The organism is Verminephrobacter aporrectodeae subsp. tuberculatae, from assembly GCF_026127385.1.
GTDB classification, from domain to species: Bacteria; Pseudomonadota; Gammaproteobacteria; order Burkholderiales; family Burkholderiaceae_C; genus Acidovorax; species Acidovorax aporrectodeae.
Genome location: NZ_QZCX01000001.1, coordinates 286,846 through 310,869, shown reverse-complemented (window position 1 = coordinate 310,869; position 24,024 = coordinate 286,846). Strand labels below are relative to the sequence as shown.

The window sequence follows — 24,024 nt, the reverse complement described above, 5'->3', positions numbered from 1 at the left end:
CATTTCAGTGGATTGCGCGGCCGTGCGTCAGCCCTTGACCGCGCCGAGGCTCAGCCCTTCGACGAGGTAGCGCTGCGCGAACAGGGCGATTCCCGCCGTGGGCAGCACGCTGATCATCAGCGCCGCCGCGATCTGGCCGTACTGGATTCCGGACGCGGTGATGAAGGCCAGCGCCCCGACCGTGACCGGCTGCACGCTCGACGAGCCGAGGATCAGCGCGAACACGAAGTTGTTCCACGCGAAGATGAACGCGAGCAGGCCCGCAGCGGCGATTCCGGGGCGCGCCAGCGGGATCGCGATGCGGAAAAAGCCCTTGATCCAGCTGTGGCCGTCGAGGCGGTAGGCGTTCTCGATGTCCGGACTGATGTCCTCGAAGTAGCCGCGCACGATCCACAGGATCAGCGGCAGCGTGATGAGCTGATACACCCAGATCAGCCCGGCGTAGGTGTCGTACAGGCCGATCTCCTGAAAGTACAGCTGCAAGGGCAGCAGCACCAAAATGGGCGGCGCGAAACGAAAGCTCAGCAGCATGAAGGCAATGTCCTCGCCGAGCCGGAACCGAAAGCGCGCGAACGCGTAGGCCGCGGGCACGCCGAGCAGCAGCGAGAGCAGCACCGACGCGCCCGACAGCAGCAGGCTGTTCCAGAGGTTGCGCATGTAGTCGCTCGGCAGCATGCCCACGTCGGTCCTGAGCTGGCCCGCGATCAGCGCGGCGTAGTTCTCCAGCGTGGGGCTGAAGGCCAGCGTGGGCGTGCTGCGCAGGATGTCCTGGTTCGTCATGAAGGACATCAGCAGGACCCAGACGAAGGGGAACAGGAAGAACAGCCCGACGGCCGTGAGCAGCACGGGGCGCGCCAGGCGCCGCAAGAGGGTGGAGTCCATGGTGTGTCCGTCTCCCGGGTTGCGCGCCAGGCGTCAGGTGTCAGACCTGCCCGCGGGCTCTTTGCCGCAGCGTGAGCCAATGCCGGATGAACAGCGTTGACAGCGCGTAGGTGATGGCCCAGAGGATCAGCACCAGCGCCGCCGAGCGGCCGATGTTCGAGAAGCTGAACGCCTCCAGATAGGCCTGCACCTGGAACACGGTGAGCGCGTCGCCCGGGCCGCCCTGGGTCATCGAATAGATGATGTCGAACTGCTGGATGCTGTCGAGCATGCGGAACATGCCGGCCGTGAGGATGTACGGCGTGAGCATCGGCAAGGTGATGCGCAAGAACACGAAACTCGCGGGGACGCCGTCGAGCCGCGCCGCCTCGAAGGGCTGCGGCGGCAGCGCGCGCAGCCCGGCGAGCAGCAGCACGACGATGAACGGGGTGTAGACCCAGGTGTCCACCAGCACCACGGTGAACATCGCCGTCTGCGGCTGCGAGGACCAGCCGAAGTCGCTCACGCCGAGCAGCCCGAGCAGGTAGTTCAGGACGCCGAAGCCGGGGTTGGTCATGAGCTTCCACATCAGGCTCGCGATCGCCGGCGCGACCATCAGCGGCAGGATGAGCAGCACGCTCAGCGCGTTGTTCACGCGGTTGCGCTCCCTGAGCAGCAGCGCGATGCCCATTCCCAGCAGCAGCTGCACGCCCACCGTGGCCAGCGTGTAGACCAGCGACACGCGCACCGTGTTCCAGAACGCGCCGTCGGTGAACAGGTCCACGTAGTTCGCAAACCAGACGTACGCGCGCTGCTCCGGAAAGGACAGGTTGTAGCGCTGGAACGAATAGCCCACGGCGGTGAAGAAGGGGATCAGGATGCCGACGCACACCAGCAGCGCCGGCAGGCTCAGCAGGTAGGGCAGCAGCGTGCGCGCGCGTGGGTGGCTGCGCGGGCGCACGGTCGGGGCGGCCATCACGGGGGCTTCCTGGGCACCGGGGCTTGGGGTGAGGACGGGGCGCCGCGCGCGGGATCAGGCCAGGCCCACGCCCCGGAGCTTGCGCGTGAGTCCCTCGGCGAGCTTGTCCAGCCCTTCGTCCACCGGCAGCGTTGCGCCGTACATCTGCTGCAACGTGGAGGCCCAGTCGGTGGTGAACTCGGGGAACAGCTGCTGCGGTGTGAAATAGATCTTCGCGCCCTCGACGCTGGCCAGGTACTGCTTGAGGTAGCCGGGGTAGGACTTGTCGAGCCGCGCCTTGAAATCGGCGTTCTCCCACACCGATTTGCGCACCGGGTTCACCAGGTCACCCCGGGTCGCGCCGAAGGTGGTGTTCTGCGTTCCGGTGGCCCATTGCAGCAGGAACCAGGCGGCCTCCTTCTGCTTGGAGAACGCGCTCATGGCCAGCGACCAGATCCAGATGTTCGGCGTGGGCGCCTTGGCAGCCGGGTTCGGCGTGAACGCGGCGTAGGCCAGGTTGCCCGCCTCCTGGTTGCTGCCGCCGTTGAAGAAGTAGCCCAGGATGTCGGCGTCGTAGACCATCGCGGAGTTGCCCGCTCCCAGGTCGTTGCCGACCTCGTACCAGGTGTAGTTGGTCCAGTTCTTTGGCCCGCCGTTCTTCACCATGTCGATCCACTGCTGGTGGAACTGCTTGCTCTGCGGCGTGTTCATCGCCGGCGCCAGCTTGTCGTCCGCGCTGGTGAAATCCTTGTTGCCGAAGTTCGTGTACGCGGACAGAAAGCCCGCGTGGATCGTCGCCCAGCTGCGCGAGCCGCGCACGCCGATGCCGTAGCCCTTGCCGCTCCTGCTGATGCGCGCGGCCTTGTCGGCCATGTCCGCGAGGTTCGTCGGCACGCTCAGCTTCAGGGAGTCGAACAGGCGCTTGTTGTAGGACAGGCTGTTGAGCTCGAAGCCCCAGGGCAGCGCCCATTGCTTCGCGCCCGGGCCGCCCAGCGCGGAGCCGGCCCTGCCGTCCCACGCGGTGGCCGCGCGCAGGTTCTGGTAGACATCGTCCCAGGCGTAGTGGGCCGAGGTCAGCCGGGGGTCCGTGAGGTACTGGTTCAGATCGACGATCTGGCGCGCCGGGCCGTACTTCCAGGTCTGGTAGGCGCCGGTCATGAAGGCGTCGTACTGGCTGCTCTTGCTCGCCAGGGCCGCGGTCACCTTGTCGAAATAGACATCTTCCGGAAAGATGTCGTAGCCGACGTTCAGGCCGGTCAGGGTCTTGAAGTTTTCGATGTTCCTGACCATCGCGTCCACGTAGGGATGCTTGTTCAGCAGCAGCCGGATGGTCTTGCCCTTGTGCTTCATGAAGTCCACGCCGCCGTCCTCGGCGAGGGCTTCGGTGGACACTGCGTTGAGCATCAGTCCCGCGGCGCTGGCGCTGAAACCGAGCGCCGCGGCGCGCGCGAGAAAGCCCCGGCGGTCCAGCCGTTGCGCGTGACAGGCCCGGGCCAGGGCCTTGAGTGTTTCAGACATGGTGTGCGTCTCCGGTTTTTTTTAATGTGAGCGGGTCCCGGCTGCTGCGCCGCTTCCCCGGGTTCGAAGCACCGCCTTGGCAGTGGCCTCGTCCACGATCAGGGCCGTCAACACGCCGGTGCGCAGCACCGCCCGGATCGATTCGGCCTTGTACTTGCCGCCCGCGACGGCGAGCACCTGGCGACCGCGCAGCTCGTCGAGTCCAACGCCGACGGCGCGCGCGTTCATTTCATGCGCGATCAGGCTGCCGTCGGCCGCGATGAAGCGGCCCGCGAGCTCGCCCACCGCACCCGCGGCGCGGATCGACTTGAGCTCCGCAGGGGTCAGCGACTGGCTGCGCAGCAGATGCGTTGCGGGCGTCAGGTCGGCGATTCCGACCACGCACAGCTGGCATTCGCGTGCCAGGCGGAACACGTCCTGCACGCCGCGCTGCGCGCGCAGCACCTCGGCGTCGGCGACGCTGTCGGCGATGAAGGGCACGGGCATGAAATAGCACTCGCCGCCGGTGCGCTCGGCCAGCTTGGCGATCACGTCGAACGGATTCGCCGAGGAGCGCCGCGTGAGGCTGCCGAGCAGCGAGACAAAGCGCGCGCCGGGCAGCTGCAGGCTCGGCAGCCGCTCGACCATTGCGGCCAGCGTGCGGCCTTGGCCGATTCCGACGCGCTGCAGCGTGCCGCTGCCAAGCAGCCGGTGCAGGTAGCGTGCGGCGGCAGAGGCCAGGCTGGCGATGGTCGATTCCGGCGGCTGCGTGCCGTCGTCCACGTCGGGAACGACCACGCAGCGGTCCAGGCCAAAGCGCTGCATGAGCTCGTCTTCGAGCGCCAGGCACTCGGCGGGGACGCCTTCGACGAAGAACTTCACCAGACCGTTCTTCATGGCCGAGGCCACCAGCCGCTGCACCTTGACGCGGGTGATTCCCAGGCGCTCGGCGATCTCCTCCTGCGTATGGCCGCCCACGTACGCGAGCCACGCAGCGCGGATGGCCAGGCTCTGCTCAGCGTCCACGGCGGACTCCGGTTCTTGGTGATAGAACAATTGTTCTGAACACATTCATTTGTTCAATACTGTGCACGGAAAAGCGGCACACCACACGGGTGATTACCCTGGGGATGCGTTCCGGGTTCGGGGGGCGTCCGGTGGGCATGCGCCAGAAGGGGCTGGCGGACCGGCCCGGACCCAAGCCTTGCGCTCGGGTCGCCCGCTGGCGGCGGGGGTCTCTGTCAGGCTGTGGCGTGCACGGGTTGGGCGACCAAGCGCACACCGAGGGCGGCACAGACGCGGCTTACCGTGTCGAATCGCGGTTCGCTCCCGGGCCGAAGGGCTTTGTACAAGGCTTCCCGGGTGATGCCGGAATCCCGCGCAATCTGCGTCATGCCGCGCGAACGGGCAATGTCTCCGAGAGCGGCCGCCAGCAGCCCGGGATCGTTCTCTTCAAGAACGGCCGTGATGTACGCGGCAACGTCTTCCGCGCTGTTCAGGTACTCGGCTGCATCGAACTCGGGGAGTTCGGAGACTTTGATCTTCTTGGTCATGGTTCAATCCTCCAAAGACTTTGCTATCTCGATGGCCTTGTCCATGTCGGCCTGCTGCGTTGACTTGCTGCCGCCGCCGAGCGCACTTGATCAAGCGCAAACAAAGGGCCCGGCAGGCATGCAGCCCGGCGTCACCACCCCACCGCAACGTCCCCTCACATGCCCAGCGATTTGAGCAGGGACTCGGTGTCGTCCTGCCCCGTGGTGTGTGCTGCGGGGTCGGGTGCGGTCTGCGGTGGTGGCTGCGGCGGCTGCGATTCGGCCATGAGCGCGTCGGGGTCGGGTGCGTCCTGGGCCTCGAAGTCGTGGAGCTTGATGAACTCGGTGTGGTCGATCGCGAGTTCCAGATAGAAAATGTTGTTACTCCCCGTGTAGAAGCTCACGCGCCGGGCTTCGGGATTGTCGAGGTGGGCGTTCACGCTGAGCATGACCTGCTTGTTGAGCACCAGCACCTTGGGCTGGTTCTGCGTGATGTGGGTTTGCAGTTCGCGCCGCACCCTGCCCGTGAAGTCGCCCACCACCTGGTTCATGAGTTCGCCCATGACGTTGCTCACCTCGTCCGACGTGTACGAGCTCGCCAAGTCTGCCCTGGACATGCCCATGTTGAGCAGGTAGTTGGCGTAGAGCTCCATGGCGGCCTGGGCCGAGAAGTTGATGATCACCAGCCCCGAGAAGCCGCCGTCGAACAGCACGAAGCAGCCGATGTCCGGCTTGAGGCTGGTCTTGCTGATGCGCTGGACCATCCCGGAGTAGTGGATCGGACTGTGCGTGGCCAGGTTCAGCACCCGGGTGACGGAGTTGCACAGGCTGATCAGCAGGTCATCGGTGCCGTAGGCGCTGGTTTTTTCGGACTGGCTCATGGTGTCTTGTGGCGCTTTGGCCCTCCGGGATGGACGCTGCGCACAGCATAGGCCAAGGCGCCGCGCGAGGCCAGAGCGCAACGCCGCCGCAGGGCGCGCGCCGGCGCTGAGGAGGTCCTGCCCGGTCGGGCGGTCCGGGCGGTCCGGGCGTCGGCAGGATACATGTACGCCACCCGGCGTATTTGCGCCGCACCCGCCCTGCCCCAGAATCCGGACCAGCGCCCGATGAGCCTGCTCTGGCCCGTCGGGCGCGTTTGAAACGGTTTGAAACCACCCACCGGAGAAGCATCCATGCAACGTCGCCATTCGCTCCAGGCCCTTGCGGCCGCCGCCGCACTCGCCGGCCTGTCCGCGCTCCCCGCCCAGGCGCAGGGCACGATCAAGGTCGGCATCCTGCACAGCCTGTCGGGAACCATGGCGATTTCGGAAACCGTGCTCAAAGACACCGTGCTCATGGCCATCGACGAAATCAACGCCCAGGGCGGCGTGCTGGGCAAGAAGCTCGAACCCGTGGTGGTCGATCCGGCATCGAACTGGCCGCTGTTTGCCGAAAAAACCCGGCAGCTGCTTGGCCAGGACAAGGTCGCGGTGATCTTTGGCTGCTGGACCTCGGTGAGCCGCAAGTCGGTGCTGCCCGTGGTCGAGGAAATGAACGGCCTGCTGTTCTACCCCGTGCAGTACGAGGGCGAGGAACTGAGCAAGAACGTGTTCTACACGGGCGCCGCGCCGAACCAGCAGGCGATCCCGGCCGTGGACTATCTGATGGGCAAGGACGGCGGCAGCGCCAAGCGCTGGGTGCTGCTCGGCACCGACTACGTCTACCCCCGCACCACGAACAAGATCCTGCGCGCCTACCTCAAGTCCAAGGGCGTGAAGGACGGCGACATCGACGAGAAGTACACCCCGTTCGGTCACTCGGACTACCAGACCATCGTCGCGGACATCAAGAAGTTCAGCCAGGGCGGCAAGACTGCCGTGGTCTCGACCATCAACGGCGACTCCAACGTGCCCTTCTACAAGGAGCTGGGCAACGCCGGCCTGAAGGCCAAGGACGTTCCCGTGGTCGCCTTCTCGGTCGGCGAGGAGGAACTGCGCGGCGTGGACACCAAGCCGCTGGTGGGGCATCTCGCGGCCTGGAACTACTTCCAATCGATCAAGGGCCCGGCGAACAGCGAGTTCATCAAGAAGTGGAGCGACTACGCGAAGGCCAAGGCCATTGCCGGCCACAAGGACAAGCCGCTGACCAACGACCCGATGGAGGCCAGCTACATCGGCGTGAACATGTGGAAGCAGGCGGTGGAAAAAGCCAAGAGCACCGATGTGGACAAGGTGATCGCCGCGATGGCCGGGCAGACCTTCAAGGCGCCGTCGGGAATCGTCTCCAAAATGGACGAGAAGAACCACCACCTGCACAAGAGCGTGTTCATTGGCGAGATCAAGGCCGACGGCCAGTTCAACGTGGTCTGGAAGACCCCCGGCCCCGTGAAGGCCAAGCCCTGGAGCCCGTACATTGAAGGCAACGAGAAGAAGCCCGACGCGCCCGAAAAGAAATAAGCTCCGGCTCTTTGCTGCTTGCGGGGAGCCAGCTCCCCCTCTTGACCGGATTCTTATGTTGCGATGCTTTCTGGCGCTGTGCGCCGGCCTGATGCTGTGCACCGGCGCCGCCCAGGCACTGACCGCCGGGCAGGCGCTGGCCATGGCCGCAGGGGACACCGACGACCGCGTGGCCGCCGTGCAGCAGGCCGTGGTGCACGCCGATGAGCGCACCGCGGCCTTTTTGCAGGCGCTGGCCGACGACGCGGTGAAGATCGCCGCGGGCAAGGCGCTGATCGTGCGCGGCGACCAGGGGCAGGACCCGGTCACCGGCGCCGGGGTGCCCCTGCCCGATGACGCCGAAGACGTGATCAGCAACAACCGCATGCGCGGCGAGATCGACCAGGCCCTGGCGACCCTGGCGCTGTTCGACCAGGACGCATCCCGGCGCCTGGCCGCCGCGCGCGCGCTCACGCGCGCGCCCGACGCGGGCCGCATGGCGCTGCTCGACAGGGCGCTGGCGCAGGAAACGCAGGCGCGCGTCAGGGCCCAGCTGGAGTTGGCCCGCGCCGCCACGCTGCTGGGCAGCGCAGACGCCGCGCAGCGCATCGCCGCCGCGCAGGCGCTGTCGGCCAGCGCCACGCCCGATACGCGCCTGCTGCTCAACGAGCGCGCCACGCTCGAGGAGGACGCAAAGGTCCGGGCCGCGCTCGGCACCGCGCTGCGCGCCATCGACGGCCAGCTCGCCTGGGGCGAGCGCCTGGGCGCCGCGTTCTCGGGAATCAGCCTGGGCAGCATCCTGCTGCTCGTGGCGCTGGGCCTGGCCATCACCTACGGCCTGATGGGCGTGATCAACATGGCGCACGGCGAGCTGATGATGATCGGCGCCTACGCCACCTACGTGGTGCAGGGCGTTTTCCAGAAGTATTTCCCGGGGGCCTTCGACTGGTATCTGGTCGCCGCATTGCCGCTGGCGTTTGGCGCGGCGGCGGCGGTGGGCGCGGTGCTCGAGCGCGGCGTGCTGCGCTTTCTCTACGGGCGGCCGCTGGAGACCCTGCTCGCCACCTGGGGCATCAGCCTGGTGCTGATGCAGTTGGTGCGCACGCTCTTCGGCGCGCAGAACGTGGGCGTGGAAAACCCCGCGTGGATGAGCGGCGGGGTGCAGCTGCTGCCCAACCTCACGCTGCCCTACAACCGCCTGGTGATCATGGGCTTTGCCATCGCCGTCCTGCTGGGCATGGGCTGGATCATCGGGCGCACGCGCCTGGGGCTGTTCGTGCGCGGCGTCACGCAGAACCGGCCGATCGCGTCCTGCATGGGCGTGCACACCGCGCGCATCGACACCCTGGCGTTTGCGCTCGGCTCGGGAATCGCCGGCTTGGCCGGTTGCGCGCTGAGCCAAGTGGGCAATGTGGGCCCGGACCTGGGGCAGAGCTACATCGTCGACGCCTTCATGGTGGTGGTGCTCGGCGGCGTGGGGCAGCTCGCGGGCACCGTTTACGCGGCGCTCGGCCTGGGCGTGCTGAGCAAGTTCCTCGAAGGCTGGGCGGGCGCGGTGCTGGCGAAGATCGCCATGCTGCTGCTGATCATCGTCTTTATCCAGAAACGGCCGCAGGGCATTTTTGCGCTCAAGGGGCGCAGCGCGGATTGACATGACCGAGCCATCCCTTCCCCTCCCCCTCCAACTGCCTGCCCCGGCACCGCTGCTCACGCGCGCGGGCTGGTCGGCCTTCGCCGCGGCCCTGGTGGCGGTCTGCGCGCTCGCGCCCGTGCTCAATCTGTGGCTGCCTGCGGGCAGCATGTTCCACCTCTCCGACTACGCCGTGGCGCTGCTGGGCAAGATCATGTGCTACGCCATCTGCGCGCTGGCCATGGACCTGATCTGGGGCTATACCGGAATCCTGAGCCTGGGCCACGGCCTGTTCTTCGCGCTGGGCGGCTACGTGATGGGCATGTACCTCATGCGCCAGATTGGCCGCGACGGCAATTACAAGAGCACTCTGCCCGACTTCATGGTGTTCCTCGACTGGAAGGAACTGCCCTGGCACTGGGCGTTGTCGGACAGCTTCCTGGCCACGCTGCTGCTCATCGTGGTCGTTCCGGGGGGAGTCGCCTTCGTGTTCGGCTACTTCGCCTTCCGCTCGCGCATCAAGGGCGTGTACTTCTCCATCATCACGCAGGCCATGACCTACGCGGCCATGCTGCTGTTCTTCCGCAACGAGACCGGCTTTGGCGGGAACAACGGTTTTACCGACTTCAAGCGCATCCTGGGCCAGCCGATCGCCACGCAGAACATGCGCATGGCGCTGTTCGTGCTCACGGGCCTGGCCCTGCTCGGCTTCTTTCTGCTCGCGCGCTGGCTGGTGTGCAGCAAGTTTGGTCGCGTGCTGCAAGCCCTGCGCGACGCCGAGAGCCGCGTGATGTTCTCGGGCTATTCGCCGCTGCCGTACAAGCTCAGCGTCTGGACCCTGAGCGCCATGATGTGCGGCGTCGCGGGGGCCCTGTACGTGCCGCAGGTCGGCATCATCAACCCCGGGGAAATGAGCGCCGCGAACTCCATCGAGATCGCCGTATGGGCCGCCGTGGGCGGGCGCGCCACGCTGATCGGACCCATCGTGGGCGCGTTCGTCGTGAACGCCGCGAAGAGCTGGCTCACGGTCACGGCGCCGGAGTTCTGGCTGTATTTTCTGGGCGCGCTGTTCATCGCCGTGACGCTGTTCCTGCCCCATGGCCTGGTCGGCCTGCTCAAGCAGCTCAGGGGCCGGGCGACAAAGGCCGAGGCCGCGCCATGACGCCCGATCTGCTGGAGCAGGGCGCGCGGCGCCTGGCCGACAGGCAGGCCCGTCTGGCGGCCCCGGGGCAGACCGCGTCCGGCGGGCGCGCCGCGGGTTTCTCGCGCCTGGCCACACCCGGCGAGGTGGACCTGGCGCACGGCCGCATCCTGTACCTGGAGGGCGTGAACGTCAGCTTTGACGGCTTCAAGGCGATCAACGATCTGAGCCTGGACATTGCGCCGGGCGAACTGCGCTGCATCATCGGCCCCAACGGCGCGGGCAAGACGACGCTGATGGACATCATCACCGGGAAGACCCGGCCGGACAGCGGAACGGTGTACTTCGGCTCGACCATCGACCTGCTGCGCCACAACGAGCCCGGGATCGCCAGCCTGGGAATCGGCCGCAAGTTCCAGAAACCCACGGTGTTCGAGGAGCTCACGGTGTTCGAGAACCTGGAGCTGGCCTTGAAGACGCACAAGGGCGTGGCGTCCAGCCTGTTCTTTCGCATCGACTCGGCGCAGTCCGACCGCCTGGCCGAGACCCTGCACACCATCCACCTGGCCGGCAGCGTGGCGCGCAGGGCCGGCGACCTGAGCCATGGCCAAAAGCAGTGGCTGGAGATCGGCATGCTGCTGATGCAAGACCCGAAGCTGCTGCTGCTCGATGAGCCGGTGGCCGGGATGACCGACGAAGAAACCGCGCGCACCGCCGAGCTGTTTCTGCGCCTCAAGGGCCGGCACTCGCTGATGGTGGTCGAGCACGACATGGGGTTCGTGCGCAGCATCGCGCAGACCGTCACCGTGCTGTGCGAGGGCTCCGTGCTCGCGCAGGGAACGCTCGATCAGGTGCAGGCCGACGAGCGCGTGATCGAGGTCTACCTGGGGCGCTGACGCCGGGAAAGACCGCAACCCCACACAAGACACCATGCTGACCGTCCAGAACGTCAACCAGTACTACGGCGGCTCGCACATCCTGCGCGACGTGAGCCTGAGCGCCGCGCCGGGCAAGGTCACGGTGCTGCTCGGGCGCAACGGCGTGGGCAAGACCACGCTGCTCAAAAGCCTGATGGGCCTGGTGCCCATCCGCAGCGGCACCATCCACCTGGACGGCCAGGCCATCACCCGGGCCACGCCGTACGCGCGCGCACGCGCCGGAATCGGCTACGTTCCCCAGGGGCGCGAAATCTTCGGCCGCCTCACGGTGGAAGAAAACCTGCGCATGGGCCTGGCGTACAGGAGCCGATCCACCCCGGTGCCGCCGCAGCTGTACACGCTGTTCCCGGTGCTCGCGCAGATGCTGCGGCGCCGCGGCGGCGACCTCTCCGGCGGGCAACAGCAGCAGCTGGCCATCGCCCGCGCCCTGGCACCCGGCCCGCGCCTGCTGATCCTCGACGAACCCACCGAAGGCATACAGCCAAGCATCATCAAGGACATCGGCCGCGTCATCCGCCATCTCGCAGACCAGGGCGCAATGGCGATCCTGCTGTGCGAGCAGTACTACGACTTCGCGCAGGAACTGGCCGACGACTACCTGGTCATGGAGCGCGGCGAACTGATCGCACGCGGCCCGGGCAGCGAGATGCAGGCCAAGGGAATCCGCAAGCTGGTTGCGATCTGAGCGCCTGGAAGTCTGCCTTCGCGCGACCGCGTGGGCGCTTGACCCATGCGGCGGACACCTCGGACGGCAGTACCTCACCAGCAGGTCTGGCTTGGGTGAAGCACGCATTTTTGGCCTGTATAGTCAGACTTGCGAAGTCTTCATGGGGCAGGTCATGCAAAGCTGGCAAATGCAAACCGCCAAAGCGCGGTTCCCGGAACTGGTCAAGCACGCGGTCCAAGAGGGTCCGCAGGACATCACACTGCACGGACGTTCCGTGGCAGTGCTGGTCTCGCGCGAGTTGTTCGATCGCCTCAGTGGCAACGAGCAGTCGCTGGTGGACTTCATGCGCGCCTCGCCGCTGCAAGAGCACGATGGCATCGAGTTCGAACGCAGTTGCAGCCTGCCGCGTGAGATCACGTTTTGAGCTATCTGACCGACACCAACGTCCTGTCCGAACTGCGCCGCAAGCGGGCCGATTCTGGGCGAAATCCGCAAAGGCATCGAAGGTGTTGCTGACGCGGCATTCATCGGGATTGCAATGCAGGAGAGTGCGCGTGAAACCTTCGGAAGCCTTGCACTTGCACCGGGCCGCAATTCGCCGCGTGGTCGAGTCTCACCGGGCCCGGAATCCTCGGGTGTTTGGCTCTGTCCTGCACGGTCAGGATACGGACAGCAGCGATCTTGACATCCTGATCGACCCGACATCAGAGACAACACTGTTCGACATTGGCGCGATCCGCCACGAGTTGGGTCAACTGCTCGGTGTCCCGGTGGATGTATTGACCCCCAACGCCTTGCCGGACAAGTTCCGGGCATCGGTGGTCGCTGAGGCCCTCCCTGTATGAGCCGCGATCAGGGCTGTCTTTCCCCCTGCGTCAGAATAGTTGTCGTCGCCATAGGACCAAGATTTTTCGGTTCCCTGGTGTCCTGCCCCGCAGATATCAACACATGAAACGGCGCCTCTCGCGCCATGTCCAACCTATCGGAAGGAACTTGACCATGACCACCATGACCACCATGACCACCATGACCACCATGACCCCACCCCCCAAGAGCTACATAACCGACGCCAGGCGCGAGGAAATGCGCGCCGGTGGGCTGGACCAGGACGGCATCTACGTAGCTGAGTCCGTGGCGGCCGGCGCTGCAGGCGATAGAAATGCCGCTTGGGGATGGCTTGCCCGCGCCGAGCTGTACCCGCAAACCCTTATGGGGCTCAAGAGGCGCAATAGTGCGCAGTTCATCCGCGATATGGGCTTCAAGACGGCGAAGGCCGACGCGTTCTACGGACCTGGGTGGCTGGATCGGGATGATCTGTGAAAAATGATGCGCTTGAGGCGCTCGATCAATTGCTGGCAGCGGAAGAAGACTTCTTTCGGCGACCACCAAGCGTCGAAGCGGCCAGGAGTCTGCAAGGCACGCGGCACGAGATGCAGGGACATATCCGCGCGATCGGGCGCAGCGGCGACCTGCCCTTGATCGTCACGGCCGAGCGGATGATCGTCGATGGCGACTTGGTGCGCTACGCAAACAGCGTCGCCATGACCAACAGCCTGAAAGCAGCCATTGGCGAGCTATCCGTTGCCGAACGGCACATCGGCATCGTGGATGACCCGCAGAAGTACCGGGCGGTGGATCAGGCGCACAGCCTGCCGAGGAACCGCAAGGGCGGCCTGCCCTTGGACGAAGCCCGCCAAGCATTGGCGAGCCATTACACGCGGCTGAACAACCTGGACAAGGCCCGGCTCGTAGATGATGAGAAGAAGGTCATCGACGCCAGGAAGACAGCCGTTTTCGAGGCGGTGAAGCTCTACACGGCCCGCCAAGCCAAGACCCTGGGCGTGGATCTCGCGCAGGGGAAAAAGCGCGGAAACCGCTTGTGAAGGTCGCCCGCATCGACATGCGAGTCAGCCCCGGCGCGCCGGATCTGACGCGCCATACAGCCGAACATCATCAAGGACATCGGCCGCGTCTCCGCCATCTTGCGGACCAGGGCAATCGCGCTATCCTGATTCCCCTCCCTGCGCCAGAATAGTTGTCGCCTCCATGGAACCCAAGAACCGGAACAGGCGCTCGCGCATCGCAGGCACGACCGTGTCCACCGCGCGTTCGAGTTGCTCCACGAGGCCGCCCACGCCCACGGCGAACCGCGCACCCGATGCGCTCGACGCGGAGCCCAGCGCGACGATGCCGATGCCCTCGGTCACCACGCCGCGCGAAAACGCATAGCCGCGCTCACGCGACTCCTGTACCCGGGCCTTCACGTAGTCGGCGTCGACGGTCTGGCCGCTCGGCTTGAGGCGGACGTTGCTACGGTGGATCGTGCGCGCGACGTGATCGTCGCTGCCGGCCGCGAGCAGCGCCCAGCCGGTACCGGACATGCACAGCAGCCGGCGCGTGCCCGGCTGTACGTTGAACTGGATCGGGTGGCTGCCGAAGATGACGTGCACGTACTGAGCGTAGATGTCGTTCTCCACCGCGAGGATCGCGGTGAAGCGGGTCTCGCGCGCGATGTCGCCGAGCAGCGTGAGCAACTGCCCGCCCTGGAACATCGAATCCATCACCCAGTCGCCGATGGCGGCCAGGCGGGGGGTGGCGAGGTAGGCGCGCGCCGAGGAGTCGTAGCGCAAATAGCCGAGGGTGGCAACGCTCTTGAGCAGCACCTGCGTGCTCGACAGCGGATAGCCCAGCCGCTCCGATATCTCGCGCACCGTGACCGGCCGCCGCACCTCGCGCAGGTACTCGAGCACCTGAAACACCCTCCCCGCCGTCTTGATGACCGATTGCTCCAATTTCTTCTCCACGGCACCATGCCGGCACGCCTCCCGGTTCACGCCCGGCCGGACCGCGGGGATGCTACTGCAACTCGACCCCCGTGATGGCCATCAGCCGCTTCCAGCGCGCGATCTCGTCCGTCTGGTAGCGGCGCAGCTCAGCCGCCGACGACATGATCAGCTCCGTGCCCTGTTTGCGGTAATAGGCTTGAATCTCCTCGGTCTGCGCCGCCTTCGCGAACAGCGCGCCCAGCTGCTCGACCACGGCGGCTGGCGTCTTCGACGCCACTGCGGCCGCCACCCAGTTCACCGCGAGGTAATCCGGCCAGCCGGCCTCCCCGATGGTCGGCACCCCGGGCAGCACGATGGAGCGCTTCGGCGCGGTGAACGCCAGCGCGCGCACCCGGCCCGAGCGCGCGAGTTCGTTGGCGCCGGTGGCGTCGACCACCGCGAAGTCGACCTCCCCGGTCATGACCGCGTTCACCGCCTCCCCGGCGCCCTTGTAGTTGATGCCGGCGGTCTTCATCTTCGCCATCTCGTTGAACCACTCCGAATAGAGCATGTATGACATCGATCCGCTCGCATAGTTGAGCTTGCCGGGCCGACTGCGCGCATCGGCCACCAACTGCTCGAGCGTGCGGTGGGGCGAATTTGCCGGCACGATCACGAGGCAGGCACCGCGCGAGAGCAGCGTGATCGGCGCGAAGTCCGCCAGCGGGTCGTAGGGCAGCTTTCTGAAGGTGGCCGCATTGGTGGTGAGCGTCGAGTTGCTGCCGATGAACACCGTGTGCCCGTCGTGCGGTGGATTCAGCGCGGTCTGTACGCCGATGAATCCGTTGCCACCGGGCTTGTTCTCCACCGTCACGGACTGGCCCGTCAGGTCGCCCACGCTGCGCGCGAACAGCCGAGCCGTGATGTCTGTTCCGCTGCCCGGCGGAAACGGCACGATGAACCGCATCGCGTGCGACGGAAAGGCGCTTGCCTGCGCGAACGACGGCCTCCCCGCAGCGCCGGCCAGCGCGGCTCCTGCGCCCAGCAGCAGCAGCCGACGGCGATCGACGTGCGGCGGTGGCGCCGGTGTCTGGTCTTGCATTGAATGGTCTCCTCGTTGCCTTGCAATCATCAGCGCCGCGAGCCCAGCAGCGCGCGCGCCACCACCCAGCGATGCACTTCGCTGGGCCCTTCGTAGATTCGCATCAGCCGGGTTTCGTTGGCCATCTGCTGCAGCGGCATTTCCTTGGTCATGCCCATCGCGCCGAAGACCTGCATCGCCATGTCGATCACGTCCCAGGCCATCTCGGTCGCGAAGACCTTGATCATCGAAACCTGCGCGCGCGCTTCCTCGCCGCGATCGATGCGCGCCGCAGCCTCGTAGGTCATCAGGCGGCAGGCGTGGATGCGCGTGGCGGCGTCGGCCACGCTCCACTGCACGCTCTGGCGGTCGGACAGCATGGCGCCGAAGGTCTTGCGCAGCGGCGCGTAGTCGCAAACCATGTCGAGCGCGCGCTGTGCGCGGCCGATGCACCAGGCCGCCATCTGCACGCGGCGGCTCGACAGCCGCACCTGCATCGGCGCGAAGCCCTGTCCCTCGACACCCAGCAGCTGGCCCGCGCCAACGCGGCAGTCCTGCAGGCTGATCTCGTACGTCGATGCGCCCCCAAGCATGGGGATGCGACGCTCCACCACGAAGCCGGGCGTGTCCTTGTCGACGAGGAAGGCCGAGATGCCGCCGCGCGAGCCGAGCGTCATGTCGGTCACCGCCATCACGATGGTCCAGTCGGCGCTGGCGGCACGGCTGATCCAGATCTTGCGGCCGTTGAGCACCCAGGTGCCATCGGCCTCGCGCACGGCCCGCGTGCTCATCGCCGAGGGGTCAGCGCCCGCGCCGGGCTCCGAAATGGCAATGGCCGACACGGTCTCGCCGCGCGCATACGGCGCCAGGTAACGCTCGGTCTGTGTCGTATCCGCGGTCTTCAGCAGCATGCGCAGGTTGGGCGAATCGGGCGGCAGGTCATAGGGCGTGATGGTCTTGCCGAGCTCCTCGTTGACGCCCACCATCGCCGTCACCGGCAAATCGGAGCCGCCGAGTTCCCCCGGTGCGTCCAGGCCCCAGAGGCCGAGCGCGCGGGAGCGCGCGTCGAGCCGTTCGTGTTCCTCGGGCGCGAGCGTCAGCTGCCCGCCAGAGGCTTCGCGCTGGAGCACTGCGGCTTCCAGTGGCAGCAGTTCGTCGCGCACGAAGCGCGCGACCAAGTCCTTGAGCATGCGGTGTTCGTCTTCGAGTTCGAAGTTCATGGTGTGTTCGGGTGTGCTTTTTTTATTCGCCGATGACCACACGCCGGTCCTTGAGGCGCGCGATGTCCTCTTGCGCCAGTCCGGCTTCGCGCAGGATCTCCGTGGTGTGCTGCCCGACCGTGGGCGCCTGGCGGTAGACCTTCGTCGGCGTGGCGGAAAAGCGCGCGGTGGGACGCAGCTGCCGGATCGGGCCCTCTGTGGGATGCGTCGCGTCTTCGAACAAACCGACCGCCTTCAGGTGCGGATGCTCGGGCAGTTCGTCGAGTGTGTAGATCGGCGTGGCGGGAATGTCGAGCTTCTCGCACAGCAGCATCCATTCGGCCGTCGTCTTGAGCGGTGTCAGCTCGCGCAGGTGGCCGTACAGCGCCTTCACGTGCGTGTTGCGTTCCTGGCGGCTGGCGATGTTGTAGCGATCGGCCAGCTCCGGCTGCCCGACCTCGAAGAAGAACGCCTGCCAGTGGCGCTCGGTGTAGGGCAGCATGCTGACCCAGCCGTCGCGCGTGCGCACGGGCTTTCGACCGCCTTCCAGCAGCCGCGGATAACCGGCCTGCACCGTTGAGCCCTGGAAGGTCATGCCTCCCATGTGCTCGGCCAGCACGAAGGCGGCCATGGTCTCCAGCATCGGCACCTCGACGTACTGGCCTTCCCCGCTGCGCTCGCGGTGCAGCAGCGCCGCCAGCACGGCATTGCAGACCGCCAGGCCCGTGGTCTTGTCGGCGATAAGGCTCTGCGCGTAGTCGGGCTGGTCGCGGCCCACCGAGCCCACGCCCACCAGGCCGCAGGCGGCTTGGATGATGTCGTCGAAGGCGGGCCTGTCGCGGTGCGGGCCGTCCTGTCCGAAGCCGGTGGCCGCGCAGTACACGACCCGCGGGTTGAGGCGCGAGACGGCTTCGTAGCCCAGGCCGAGGCGCTCGATGGCCGCCACGCGCATGTTGTGCACCACCACGTCGATCGTCGGGATCAGCGCGCGCAGCGCCGTCACGCCCGCGGCCGACTTGAGGTCCACCGCCAGCGATCGCTTGTTGCGGTTGACGGCCAGGAAGATCGAGCTCATGCCCGGGTTCTGCGAGATGCCGTTGGCCCGCATCATGTCGCCCTCGGGCGGCTCGACCTTGATCACGTCGGCACCGTAGTCCGCCAGTGTCTGGGTGGCCAGGGGGCCGAGCACCACGGCCGTGAGGTCGAGCACGCGGATGCCCTTGAGCGGCCCGCAGGCCGCGCTGGAAGTCGAATCGGTCATGAAGAAGAAAAGGAAAGAATTGGAGAGTTCGGTCGGCCGGGTTCGGCCTCAGTTCGGCAGCCCGACCAGGTGCCGCGCCATGACCACGCGCTGGATCTGGCCCGTGCCCTCGACGATGTCGAGCGCCTTCACGTCGCGGAATAGTTTTTCGATCAGGTGCTCGCCGCGGCCCGCGGCGGGGCCCATCACCTCCATCGCGAAGCTCGCCGCCTCGAACGCCGCCGGTGGCGCAAGCGCCTTCGAGGCGGAGGCCTCGACCATGTTGGGTTTGCTCTGGTCGGCCAGCCAGGCTGCGCGCAGGGCCAGCAAAAGTGCGGCCTTGAGCTTTCGGCGCGATCGCTCCATCCGGTCGCGCAGCCGCAGGTCCGACGCGAGGCCGTTGGCCTGCATGAACGCCGCCGCCTCGTCGAGCACGGCGCGGCCGATGCCGACCGCCATGCCCGCAATGGCGGGGCGGCCCGCGTTGAAGGTATTCATCGCGCCCTTGAAGCCACCGGAGCGCTGCATGTAATAAGCCTCGCCGCCCAGCATGTTCGCCACTGGCACGCGGCAGTCGGAGAGGAAGAAGGACGTTGATTCATAGGCCCTCAGTCCCATCTTCTTCTCGATGCGGAAATCGACCAGGCCCGGCGTGCCGCGTTCGACCACGAAGGCGCGGTGGCCTGCGCGACCGAGCGCCGGGTCGCTGGTGGCGAACACCACGATCCATTCCGCGCGGCCCGAATTGCCCGAGAAAGACTTTGCGCCGTTGAGCACCCAGTGGTCGCCGTCGAGCCGCGCGCGGGTCCTGATGTTGGCCACGTCGGAGCCGCCCGAGGGCTCGGTCATCGCGAACCCGCCCCAGATCGGGCGCTGGGGGTTCACGAACGGCAAGAGAAAGCGCGCCTTCTGCTCCGGCGTGCCCATCGAGAGGATCGGCGGCTCACCGAGGCCGGGGCCCGGCAATGCGACGCTGATGCCGCGGTCCCAGTAGGCGCCCTCCTCCGCGAGCAGCACTTGCGCGGCGGCCGAGCTGGCCTTGTTTGGTGCGGCGGGTTGCGCCGCTCCTTCGTTGGCAGCCTCGCCGGGTGGGCGCCAGTGTGTGCGGCCGAAGCCCTCGGCGAGCATGCGCACGAAGAACGGGTCGTCCACCGGCAGCGGTGCGCCGGCGCGGTCGGCACGCCAGCCGGCCGGCCGCATCTCCTCACGACCGAGCCGGCGCAAGGTCTCCAGCCGTTGCTGGTCCTCTGCAGCGATCGAAAAATCCATGTCAGGCTCCCAGTGCGCCGGCGGCGAGAAAGGAAATCGGTGCAAGCGATGCATCGCCCGCGCCCAGTGCGTCGTCGCGCGCGGCATCGGCGCCGCCGAGCAGCAGGCCGAGCGCACGCAGTTCGCGCATGTGCTTTTCCACCGGGTAGTCGCGCATGAAGCCTGCGCCGCCGAGGATCTGGACCGCGTTCGAGCCGATGAACACGGCGTTCTCCACGGCCTCGATCAGCGCTGTTGCCGCGGCCTCGGTCGCGGGCTGGCCGGCATCGAGCCGCCAGGCTGCCTCGTGCAGCAACTGCCGGGTTGCGTCCACGGCGCTGTGCATGTCGACGATCAGGAAGGCCAGCGCCTGGTGGTGCGCGATCGGACGGCCGAAGGCCACCCGCTCGAGCGCGTACTTGCGCGCGTACTCGGCCGCCGCGTGCATCTGGCCCACGATTAGCGCCGACAGGTGAACGCGCGCATGCGCCAGCGCCAGCGCGGCGGCCGTGGGATCGGTCCAGGCTGCGTCAACCGGCGTGCGGTCCACGCGGATCTCGCTGGCGCCTGCCGCCCGCAAGCCCGCACCGGGCAGGGGCAGCACGGAGATCCCGTGCGTCACCAATTGCAGCCCGGTGCGGCTCAGCACCGCGAGCAGGTCCACGCGATCCGCAGGCCACCACGGCACGCTGCCACTCAGTGCATCGCCTGCGCCCTGCCAGATGCTCCGGTGGTCGAACACCAGCACCGCCCGCATGCCGGGCCTGTCCAGCGACCGGGCGTGCTGCCGCAGCGCAGCCTCCCCGCCGAAGGCCAGCAAGGCATGCGCGACGCTGCCGAGCGGCTGCAAGGCGATGGCAGCGCCGGGACATCCGCCGGCCAACCGTTCGGTCACCAGCACGCGCGCCACCGCGCCCATGCCGGCGCCGCCGCTGGACTCGGGCCAGTCGATGCGGTCGAAACCGATGTCGCGTGCTTCCTGCAGCACGGCGAGGGGAACGGCGCGCTGCTGCTCGAAGTCGCGTTGCGCAGGCAGCAGTTGCTCGTCTGAAAAACGCTGGGCCGTTTCGGTCACCAGTTCGAGGTCTTCGCCGAAGGAAAAGTCGATCATCGTGTGCTCCGTCTTCTCCTTGTGCTCAGCGACGCCCGAAGACCGGGTCACGGCGTTGCGCCATGGCGACAACGCCTTCGCGAAAGTCGCTGGTCTGGAAATGCTGGCGTTGCTCGCCGGCCTCGCGCTCGACCGCCGCACGCACGGACTCCACGAGCCCCGCGCGCAGGGTGGCCCGCGTCGATTCCACGGCGATCGGCGCCGACACGGCGATTTCGTCTGCCAGCGCCTGGGCGCGGCTTCGGACCTCGTCCTGACCCACCAGCTCGTCGGCCAGGCCGATGCGCACGGCCTCAGCACCGTTCAGTCGCCGCCCCGTGTACAGCAGCAGCGCCGCCTTCTGCGGCCCGATCAGCCGCGGCAGCGTGCAGCTCAATGCAAAGCCGGGGTGAAAACCCAGCCGCGTGAAGTTCGCACTGAAGCGCGCTTCGCTGCAGGTGATGCGGAAGTCGGCCACCAGCGCCAGCCCGAGACCTCCCCCCACCGCGGGGCCGTGCACCGCAGCGATCACCGGCTTGGTCACGGTGAACAGGCGGACGGCCTGGCGGTAGAGCTCGGCCGGGTCGCGGCGCTCGCCCGCAGGGGGCGCGGGCGCCGAGAAATCGGCGCCCGCGCAGAACGAGCGGCCCTGCGCGGCCAGCACGATGGCGCGGCAATCCGGGTCGGCCTGGAGCGTCTCGAAGGCATCGGCCAAGCGGGAGATCAGCTGGAGGTCGAAGAAGTTGTGCGGCGGCCGGCACATCTCGACCGTGGCGGTGTGGCCGGCGCGATGGATGGAGAGGTCGGGCGTTTCCCGGTTTCCGGGCGGATGCATGGTGGCGGTCATGGGGTTCCTGTCATTCCGATTTTTCAAAAATATAACAGATACCTAATTTTTAAAAGTACATATGTATTATTATTTGGACCGATCCGAAAGACGGACGCGCAGCCGAACGACCGATTCATTCACGGAATCAGGAGAAAAAAAGATGGAGACAACAAGGCGCCAGCTGCTGGCTTTGGCGGGCACGGCGATCGCGGGCCAAGCCTTCGCACAGTCGAATGCCTTTCCCACGCGGTCGATCAGGATCGTGGTGCCGTTCACGCCCGGCAGCGGCTCGGACACTTCGGCGCGCTATTTCGGCGACCAGCTCGGCGCACAGGTCGGCCAGGCGGTGGTGGTGGAGAACAAGCCCGGCGCCAACGGCATCATCGCGCTGCAGTCGGTGAAGAACGCGCCGGCCGACGGCTACACGCTGCTGCTTGCGAGCAACTCGCCAATGGCGGTGAACCCGCTCATCATCAGGGACCTCGGCTACGACTCGGTCAAGGACTTCAAGCCCATCTCCGGCCTCACGCGCGGCATGAACGTGATCGTCGTGTCGAACGAATCGCGCTTCGCGACGCTCGAGGCGCTACTGGCGGCGGCCAAGAGCCAGCCGCTCAACGTCGGTACCTATTCGGCCGGCTACCAGCTTGCCGCAGCATGGCTCGCCAGCATGGCCGGCTGCGCGTTCACCAACGTGCCCTACAAGGGGCAGGCTCCGATCATGACGGACGTGATCGGCAACCAGCTCGACTTCGCGCTGGTCGATCTCGGCGGGGCGATACAGCAGATCAAGTCCGGCAGGATCAAGGCGCTCGCGGTCTCCGGCGAAGCGCGCAATCCCGACTTGCCCAACGTGCCCACGGTCCGCGAGAAGGGTTTCAACGAGTACGTCCAGTACAGCTGGGTGTCTTTCTACCTGCGCTCGCAGACGCCCGATGACATCACGACCAAACTCGCCGAGTCACTGCAGAAGACGCTCGCCACCGACGAAGCCCGCGCCTTTGTGCGCAAGACCGGCGGCGAACTGATGCCCTATCCGCCCGAGAAGATGCAGCGCTTCCACCTCGAGGAGATCGCACGCTTTCGAAAGATCGCGGCCATCATGAACATCAAGCCCGAGTGACGACAGGAACGCCGTCACGCAGTCGCTATGGGCGTGCCTGCGGGGGCCCCTCAACGGCCCAGGGTCTCGCACCACCTTGATGCACGCGCCCATCGCGGTGTTCGGAATCGCCGCATCGGCCCTGGGTGTGCCGCCTCATCTTGGCAAATTGGCCGGACCACTGAGCCCATTGGGCGACCTTGGCATGGTTCTTGATCCACGAAAAATGGACTTATCTCATCCGCAGTCGCGAACAGGGTGCGCCTACTGCGTCAGCGCCGGGAGAGCCTGGCCAGACAAGGCCAGACAAGGCCACCGGCCCCCCTTCCCACCACCCCAAGGAAAAGCCATGTCCGTTTCCAAACTTGAGCTGAGCGCCCGCGTTGCCGTGGTCGCGCTCGCCGCGGCCGCGCTGCCCGCGCGCGCGCTCGACGTCAAACTGGGTCACGTGCTCGCTGTCAGCCACAGCTGGCACAAGGCCGCCGAAGGCTTCGCCGCGGAGGTCAAGGACAGGACCGCCGGCCGCGTCAACTTCATCCTGTTTCCCGGCGGCCAGCTCGGCAACGAGAAGACCATGGTGGAGGGCATGCAGATCGGCAGCCAGGGCGCGGCCGTCATTGGCACGGGTTCGCTGCAACCCGTGGACGCGCGTTTCGGCGTGGTCGAGCTGCCCTATGCCTGGAACAGCGCCGCGCAGGCCTACAGGGCCTACGACGGCGAACTGGGCGCGGCGCTCGCGAAGATCGCCGAGGGCAAGAACCTGGTGCTGCTGTCGTGGTGGGAGAACGGCTACCGCCACATCACCAACAACCGCGGCCCGATCAAGACGCCCGCCGACCTCAAGGGCCTGAAGACGCGCGTCACGCCCGACAAGATGCGGCTCGACGCCTTCACCCTGCTGGGCGCGGCACCCGCGCCGCTGGCCTTCGGCGAGCTCTATTCGGCGCTGCAACAGAGGGTGTTCGACGCCCAGGAGAACCCCTTGTCGATCATCTACACCTCGTCCTTCTTCGAGGTGCAAAAGTACCTGTCGCTCACGGGCCACGTGTGGAGCCCCGCGAGCCTGGTGGTTTCCAAATCGACGTGGAACCGCATCTCGCCCGAGGATTGCAAGGTGCTGAAGGCCGCGGCCGACCACTGGCGCGATGAACAGCGCCGCATGATCGCCGAGAGCGACAAGCAGTATCTGGCCCAGTTGAGCGACAAGGGCATGCAGATCAACGCGGTCGACAAGGCCCCGTTCGCTGCCGCCGCGGCCCCGGTGTGGAAGTCGTATGAGGCGACCTTCGGCCCGGAGCTGATGAGCCTGGTCAAGAAGTACCGCGAGGCCCCATGATGCTCACGCGCATGGCCTGCGCGCTGTCCGCATTCAGCAAGGCGTTCGGCGCGCTCGCGTGCGCCGTGCTTGCGGTGCTGGTGACCGCCGTGGTGTTCCAGCGCTTCGTCATGCACGACACGCCCCGCTGGGCCGAAGAGCTGCCCCGCCTCGTGCTGGTCTGGTCCGCCTTCATCGGTGGCGTGGCCTGTAGCCGTGAGCGCAGCCACCTCATGGCCGGGTTGCTGCCCTTCATCGTCAAAAGCCCCCGCGTGCTCGCCGTGGTTGACCGCATCAACCACGCGCTGATCGTCGCCGGCCTGGCCGTCTTGGGATGGGCCGGCTGGCAGTTGGCGCAGATGACCATGGAGCAGATGCTGCCCGCCATCGAGGTGTCGGCCGGCGTCGTCTACCTGGCCTTGCCGGTGGCGTGTGCGCTCACGGCCGTGGTCCACGTCGCCCAGTTCTTCGAACCCTGGCCTCCGGCGCATGCCGATTCTTTTTCCCTGGAGTAAGG

At 66.8% G+C, this 24,024-nt stretch carries 25 protein-coding genes; 12 read left to right on the top strand and 13 right to left on the bottom strand.

Going from position 1 to position 24,024, the window contains the following annotated elements:
• Positions 1–27: 27 nt before the first annotated feature.
• The 6 genes from D5041_RS00980 to D5041_RS00955 form a co-directional block, all read right to left on the bottom strand.
• Positions 28–882, bottom strand: a complete 855-nt coding sequence (locus D5041_RS00980; RefSeq protein ID WP_010107554.1) for a carbohydrate ABC transporter permease — start codon at positions 880–882, stop codon at positions 28–30.
• Positions 883–922: 40 nt separating this feature from the next.
• On the bottom strand, positions 923–1,837 hold the full coding sequence (locus tag D5041_RS00975; RefSeq protein WP_265283635.1) for a carbohydrate ABC transporter permease: 915 nt from the start codon (positions 1,835–1,837) through the stop codon (positions 923–925).
• A gap of 57 nt (positions 1,838–1,894) precedes the next feature.
• Positions 1,895–3,337, bottom strand: a complete 1,443-nt coding sequence (locus tag D5041_RS00970; RefSeq protein ID WP_265283634.1) for an ABC transporter substrate-binding protein — start codon at positions 3,335–3,337, stop codon at positions 1,895–1,897.
• A 21-nt stretch (positions 3,338–3,358) separates the two neighbouring features.
• Positions 3,359–4,342: a sugar-binding transcriptional regulator gene (locus D5041_RS00965; RefSeq protein ID WP_050809540.1), complete on the bottom strand. Its 984-nt coding sequence runs from the start codon at positions 4,340–4,342 to the stop codon at positions 3,359–3,361.
• A 215-nt stretch (positions 4,343–4,557) separates the two neighbouring features.
• Positions 4,558–4,869 carry an addiction module antidote protein gene (locus D5041_RS00960; RefSeq protein WP_010107563.1) on the bottom strand — a complete coding sequence of 104 codons (312 nt, stop codon included), beginning with the start codon at positions 4,867–4,869 and terminating at the stop codon, positions 4,558–4,560.
• 155 nt (positions 4,870–5,024) lie between these two features.
• Positions 5,025–5,729: a DUF3334 family protein gene (locus D5041_RS00955; protein ID WP_265283633.1), complete on the bottom strand. Its 705-nt coding sequence runs from the start codon at positions 5,727–5,729 to the stop codon at positions 5,025–5,027.
• A 291-nt stretch (positions 5,730–6,020) separates the two neighbouring features.
• Between D5041_RS00955 and urtA the strand changes: the two genes are divergently transcribed.
• From urtA to D5041_RS00910, 9 genes are all read left to right on the top strand, one after another.
• Positions 6,021–7,283, top strand: coding sequence for an urea ABC transporter substrate-binding protein (urtA, locus tag D5041_RS00950; RefSeq protein WP_010107565.1), 1,263 nt, complete (start codon positions 6,021–6,023; stop codon positions 7,281–7,283).
• 55 nt (positions 7,284–7,338) lie between these two features.
• Positions 7,339–8,913, top strand: coding sequence for an urea ABC transporter permease subunit UrtB (gene urtB, locus D5041_RS00945; RefSeq protein WP_265283632.1), 1,575 nt, complete (start codon positions 7,339–7,341; stop codon positions 8,911–8,913).
• Position 8,914: 1 nt separating this feature from the next.
• Complete coding sequence (urtC, locus tag D5041_RS00940) at positions 8,915–10,054, top strand: urea ABC transporter permease subunit UrtC (RefSeq protein WP_265283631.1); 1,140 nt, start codon at positions 8,915–8,917, stop codon at positions 10,052–10,054.
• The gene (gene urtD, locus D5041_RS00935; RefSeq protein ID WP_010107568.1) at positions 10,051–10,929 is read left to right on the top strand and encodes an urea ABC transporter ATP-binding protein UrtD; all 879 of its coding nucleotides are present in this window, start codon (positions 10,051–10,053) and stop codon (positions 10,927–10,929) included. The genes urtC and urtD overlap by 4 nt, the downstream gene beginning before the upstream one ends.
• Positions 10,930–10,963: 34 nt before the next feature.
• On the top strand, positions 10,964–11,656 hold the full coding sequence (urtE, locus tag D5041_RS00930; protein ID WP_010107570.1) for an urea ABC transporter ATP-binding subunit UrtE: 693 nt from the start codon (positions 10,964–10,966) through the stop codon (positions 11,654–11,656).
• A 154-nt stretch (positions 11,657–11,810) separates the two neighbouring features.
• Positions 11,811–12,062, top strand: coding sequence for a type II toxin-antitoxin system Phd/YefM family antitoxin (locus D5041_RS00925; RefSeq protein WP_029554557.1), 252 nt, complete (start codon positions 11,811–11,813; stop codon positions 12,060–12,062).
• 130 nt (positions 12,063–12,192) lie between these two features.
• Positions 12,193–12,483 carry a nucleotidyltransferase family protein gene (locus D5041_RS00920; protein ID WP_265283630.1) on the top strand — a complete coding sequence of 97 codons (291 nt, stop codon included), beginning with the start codon at positions 12,193–12,195 and terminating at the stop codon, positions 12,481–12,483.
• Between the two features lie 154 nt (positions 12,484–12,637).
• Positions 12,638–12,958 (top strand): hypothetical protein, encoded by a 321-nt coding sequence (locus tag D5041_RS00915; protein ID WP_265283629.1) that lies wholly within the window; start codon positions 12,638–12,640, stop codon positions 12,956–12,958.
• The gene (locus D5041_RS00910) at positions 12,955–13,521 is read left to right on the top strand and encodes a hypothetical protein (protein WP_265283628.1); all 567 of its coding nucleotides are present in this window, start codon (positions 12,955–12,957) and stop codon (positions 13,519–13,521) included. Before D5041_RS00915 ends, D5041_RS00910 begins: the two co-directional genes overlap by 4 nt.
• Before the next feature lie 120 nt (positions 13,522–13,641).
• Here D5041_RS00910 and D5041_RS00905 read toward each other — a convergent pair whose 3' ends face one another.
• The 7 genes from D5041_RS00905 to D5041_RS00875 are packed head-to-tail and all read right to left on the bottom strand — an operon-like array spanning position 13,642 to position 21,108.
• Positions 13,642–14,442 carry an IclR family transcriptional regulator gene (locus D5041_RS00905; protein WP_265283627.1) on the bottom strand — a complete coding sequence of 267 codons (801 nt, stop codon included), beginning with the start codon at positions 14,440–14,442 and terminating at the stop codon, positions 13,642–13,644.
• Positions 14,443–14,494: 52 nt separating this feature from the next.
• Positions 14,495–15,505, bottom strand: coding sequence for a Bug family tripartite tricarboxylate transporter substrate binding protein (locus D5041_RS00900; protein WP_265283626.1), 1,011 nt, complete (start codon positions 15,503–15,505; stop codon positions 14,495–14,497).
• A 29-nt stretch (positions 15,506–15,534) separates the two neighbouring features.
• Entirely contained in the window at positions 15,535–16,704 is a 1,170-nt protein-coding gene (locus D5041_RS00895) for an acyl-CoA dehydrogenase family protein (protein ID WP_265283625.1), read from the bottom strand.
• Positions 16,705–16,726: 22 nt separating this feature from the next.
• Positions 16,727–17,944, bottom strand: a complete 1,218-nt coding sequence (locus tag D5041_RS00890) for a CaiB/BaiF CoA transferase family protein (protein ID WP_265258662.1) — start codon at positions 17,942–17,944, stop codon at positions 16,727–16,729.
• Positions 17,945–17,992: 48 nt separating this feature from the next.
• Positions 17,993–19,192, bottom strand: a complete 1,200-nt coding sequence (locus D5041_RS00885) for an acyl-CoA dehydrogenase family protein (protein WP_265283624.1) — start codon at positions 19,190–19,192, stop codon at positions 17,993–17,995.
• Position 19,193: 1 nt separating this feature from the next.
• A complete protein-coding gene (locus D5041_RS00880; RefSeq protein ID WP_265283623.1) occupies positions 19,194–20,333 on the bottom strand; it encodes an acyl-CoA dehydrogenase family protein in 1,140 nt (379 codons plus the stop codon).
• Positions 20,308–21,108 (bottom strand): enoyl-CoA hydratase/isomerase family protein, encoded by an 801-nt coding sequence (locus tag D5041_RS00875; RefSeq protein WP_265283622.1) that lies wholly within the window; start codon positions 21,106–21,108, stop codon positions 20,308–20,310. The genes D5041_RS00880 and D5041_RS00875 overlap by 26 nt, the downstream gene beginning before the upstream one ends.
• 142 nt (positions 21,109–21,250) lie before the next feature.
• Between D5041_RS00875 and D5041_RS00870 the strand changes: the two genes are divergently transcribed.
• The 3 genes from D5041_RS00870 (at position 21,251) to D5041_RS00860 (ending at position 24,022) form a co-directional block, all read left to right on the top strand.
• Positions 21,251–22,213, top strand: coding sequence for a Bug family tripartite tricarboxylate transporter substrate binding protein (locus D5041_RS00870; RefSeq protein ID WP_265283621.1), 963 nt, complete (start codon positions 21,251–21,253; stop codon positions 22,211–22,213).
• 328 nt (positions 22,214–22,541) lie between these two features.
• Positions 22,542–23,528, top strand: a complete 987-nt coding sequence (locus tag D5041_RS00865) for a TRAP transporter substrate-binding protein (RefSeq protein ID WP_265258667.1) — start codon at positions 22,542–22,544, stop codon at positions 23,526–23,528.
• Complete coding sequence (locus D5041_RS00860) at positions 23,528–24,022, top strand: TRAP transporter small permease (RefSeq protein WP_265284360.1); 495 nt, start codon at positions 23,528–23,530, stop codon at positions 24,020–24,022. The genes D5041_RS00865 and D5041_RS00860 overlap by 1 nt, the downstream gene beginning before the upstream one ends.
• The last annotated feature ends 2 nt before the right edge of the window (positions 24,023–24,024 follow it).

Excerpts from the sequence above, each read along its gene's own strand:
- D5041_RS00960 (WP_010107563.1), bottom strand. The coding sequence starts at position 4,869 with ATGACCAAGAAGATCAAAGTCTCCGAACTCCCCGAGTTCGATGCAGCC.
- D5041_RS00915 (WP_265283629.1), top strand. The coding sequence starts at position 12,638 with ATGACCACCATGACCACCATGACCACCATGACCACCATGACCCCACCC.
- D5041_RS00955 (WP_265283633.1), bottom strand. The coding sequence starts at position 5,729 with ATGAGCCAGTCCGAAAAAACCAGCGCCTACGGCACCGATGACCTGCTG.
- D5041_RS00980 (WP_010107554.1), bottom strand. The coding sequence starts at position 882 with ATGGACTCCACCCTCTTGCGGCGCCTGGCGCGCCCCGTGCTGCTCACG.
- D5041_RS00865 (WP_265258667.1), top strand. The coding sequence starts at position 22,542 with ATGTCCGTTTCCAAACTTGAGCTGAGCGCCCGCGTTGCCGTGGTCGCG.
- D5041_RS00970 (WP_265283634.1), bottom strand. The coding sequence starts at position 3,337 with ATGTCTGAAACACTCAAGGCCCTGGCCCGGGCCTGTCACGCGCAACGG.
- D5041_RS00875 (WP_265283622.1), bottom strand. The coding sequence starts at position 21,108 with ATGACCGCCACCATGCATCCGCCCGGAAACCGGGAAACGCCCGACCTC.
- urtC (WP_265283631.1), top strand. The coding sequence starts at position 8,915 with ATGACCGAGCCATCCCTTCCCCTCCCCCTCCAACTGCCTGCCCCGGCA.
- D5041_RS00895 (WP_265283625.1), bottom strand. The coding sequence starts at position 16,704 with ATGAACTTCGAACTCGAAGACGAACACCGCATGCTCAAGGACTTGGTC.
- urtD (WP_010107568.1), top strand. The coding sequence starts at position 10,051 with ATGACGCCCGATCTGCTGGAGCAGGGCGCGCGGCGCCTGGCCGACAGG.
- urtB (WP_265283632.1), top strand. The coding sequence starts at position 7,339 with ATGTTGCGATGCTTTCTGGCGCTGTGCGCCGGCCTGATGCTGTGCACC.
- D5041_RS00885 (WP_265283624.1), bottom strand. The coding sequence starts at position 19,192 with ATGGATTTTTCGATCGCTGCAGAGGACCAGCAACGGCTGGAGACCTTG.
- D5041_RS00890 (WP_265258662.1), bottom strand. The coding sequence starts at position 17,944 with ATGACCGATTCGACTTCCAGCGCGGCCTGCGGGCCGCTCAAGGGCATC.
- urtE (WP_010107570.1), top strand. The coding sequence starts at position 10,964 with ATGCTGACCGTCCAGAACGTCAACCAGTACTACGGCGGCTCGCACATC.
- D5041_RS00860 (WP_265284360.1), top strand. The coding sequence starts at position 23,528 with ATGCTCACGCGCATGGCCTGCGCGCTGTCCGCATTCAGCAAGGCGTTC.
- D5041_RS00975 (WP_265283635.1), bottom strand. The coding sequence starts at position 1,837 with ATGGCCGCCCCGACCGTGCGCCCGCGCAGCCACCCACGCGCGCGCACG.
- urtA (WP_010107565.1), top strand. The coding sequence starts at position 6,021 with ATGCAACGTCGCCATTCGCTCCAGGCCCTTGCGGCCGCCGCCGCACTC.
- D5041_RS00870 (WP_265283621.1), top strand. The coding sequence starts at position 21,251 with ATGGAGACAACAAGGCGCCAGCTGCTGGCTTTGGCGGGCACGGCGATC.
- D5041_RS00900 (WP_265283626.1), bottom strand. The coding sequence starts at position 15,505 with ATGCAAGACCAGACACCGGCGCCACCGCCGCACGTCGATCGCCGTCGG.
- D5041_RS00925 (WP_029554557.1), top strand. The coding sequence starts at position 11,811 with ATGCAAAGCTGGCAAATGCAAACCGCCAAAGCGCGGTTCCCGGAACTG.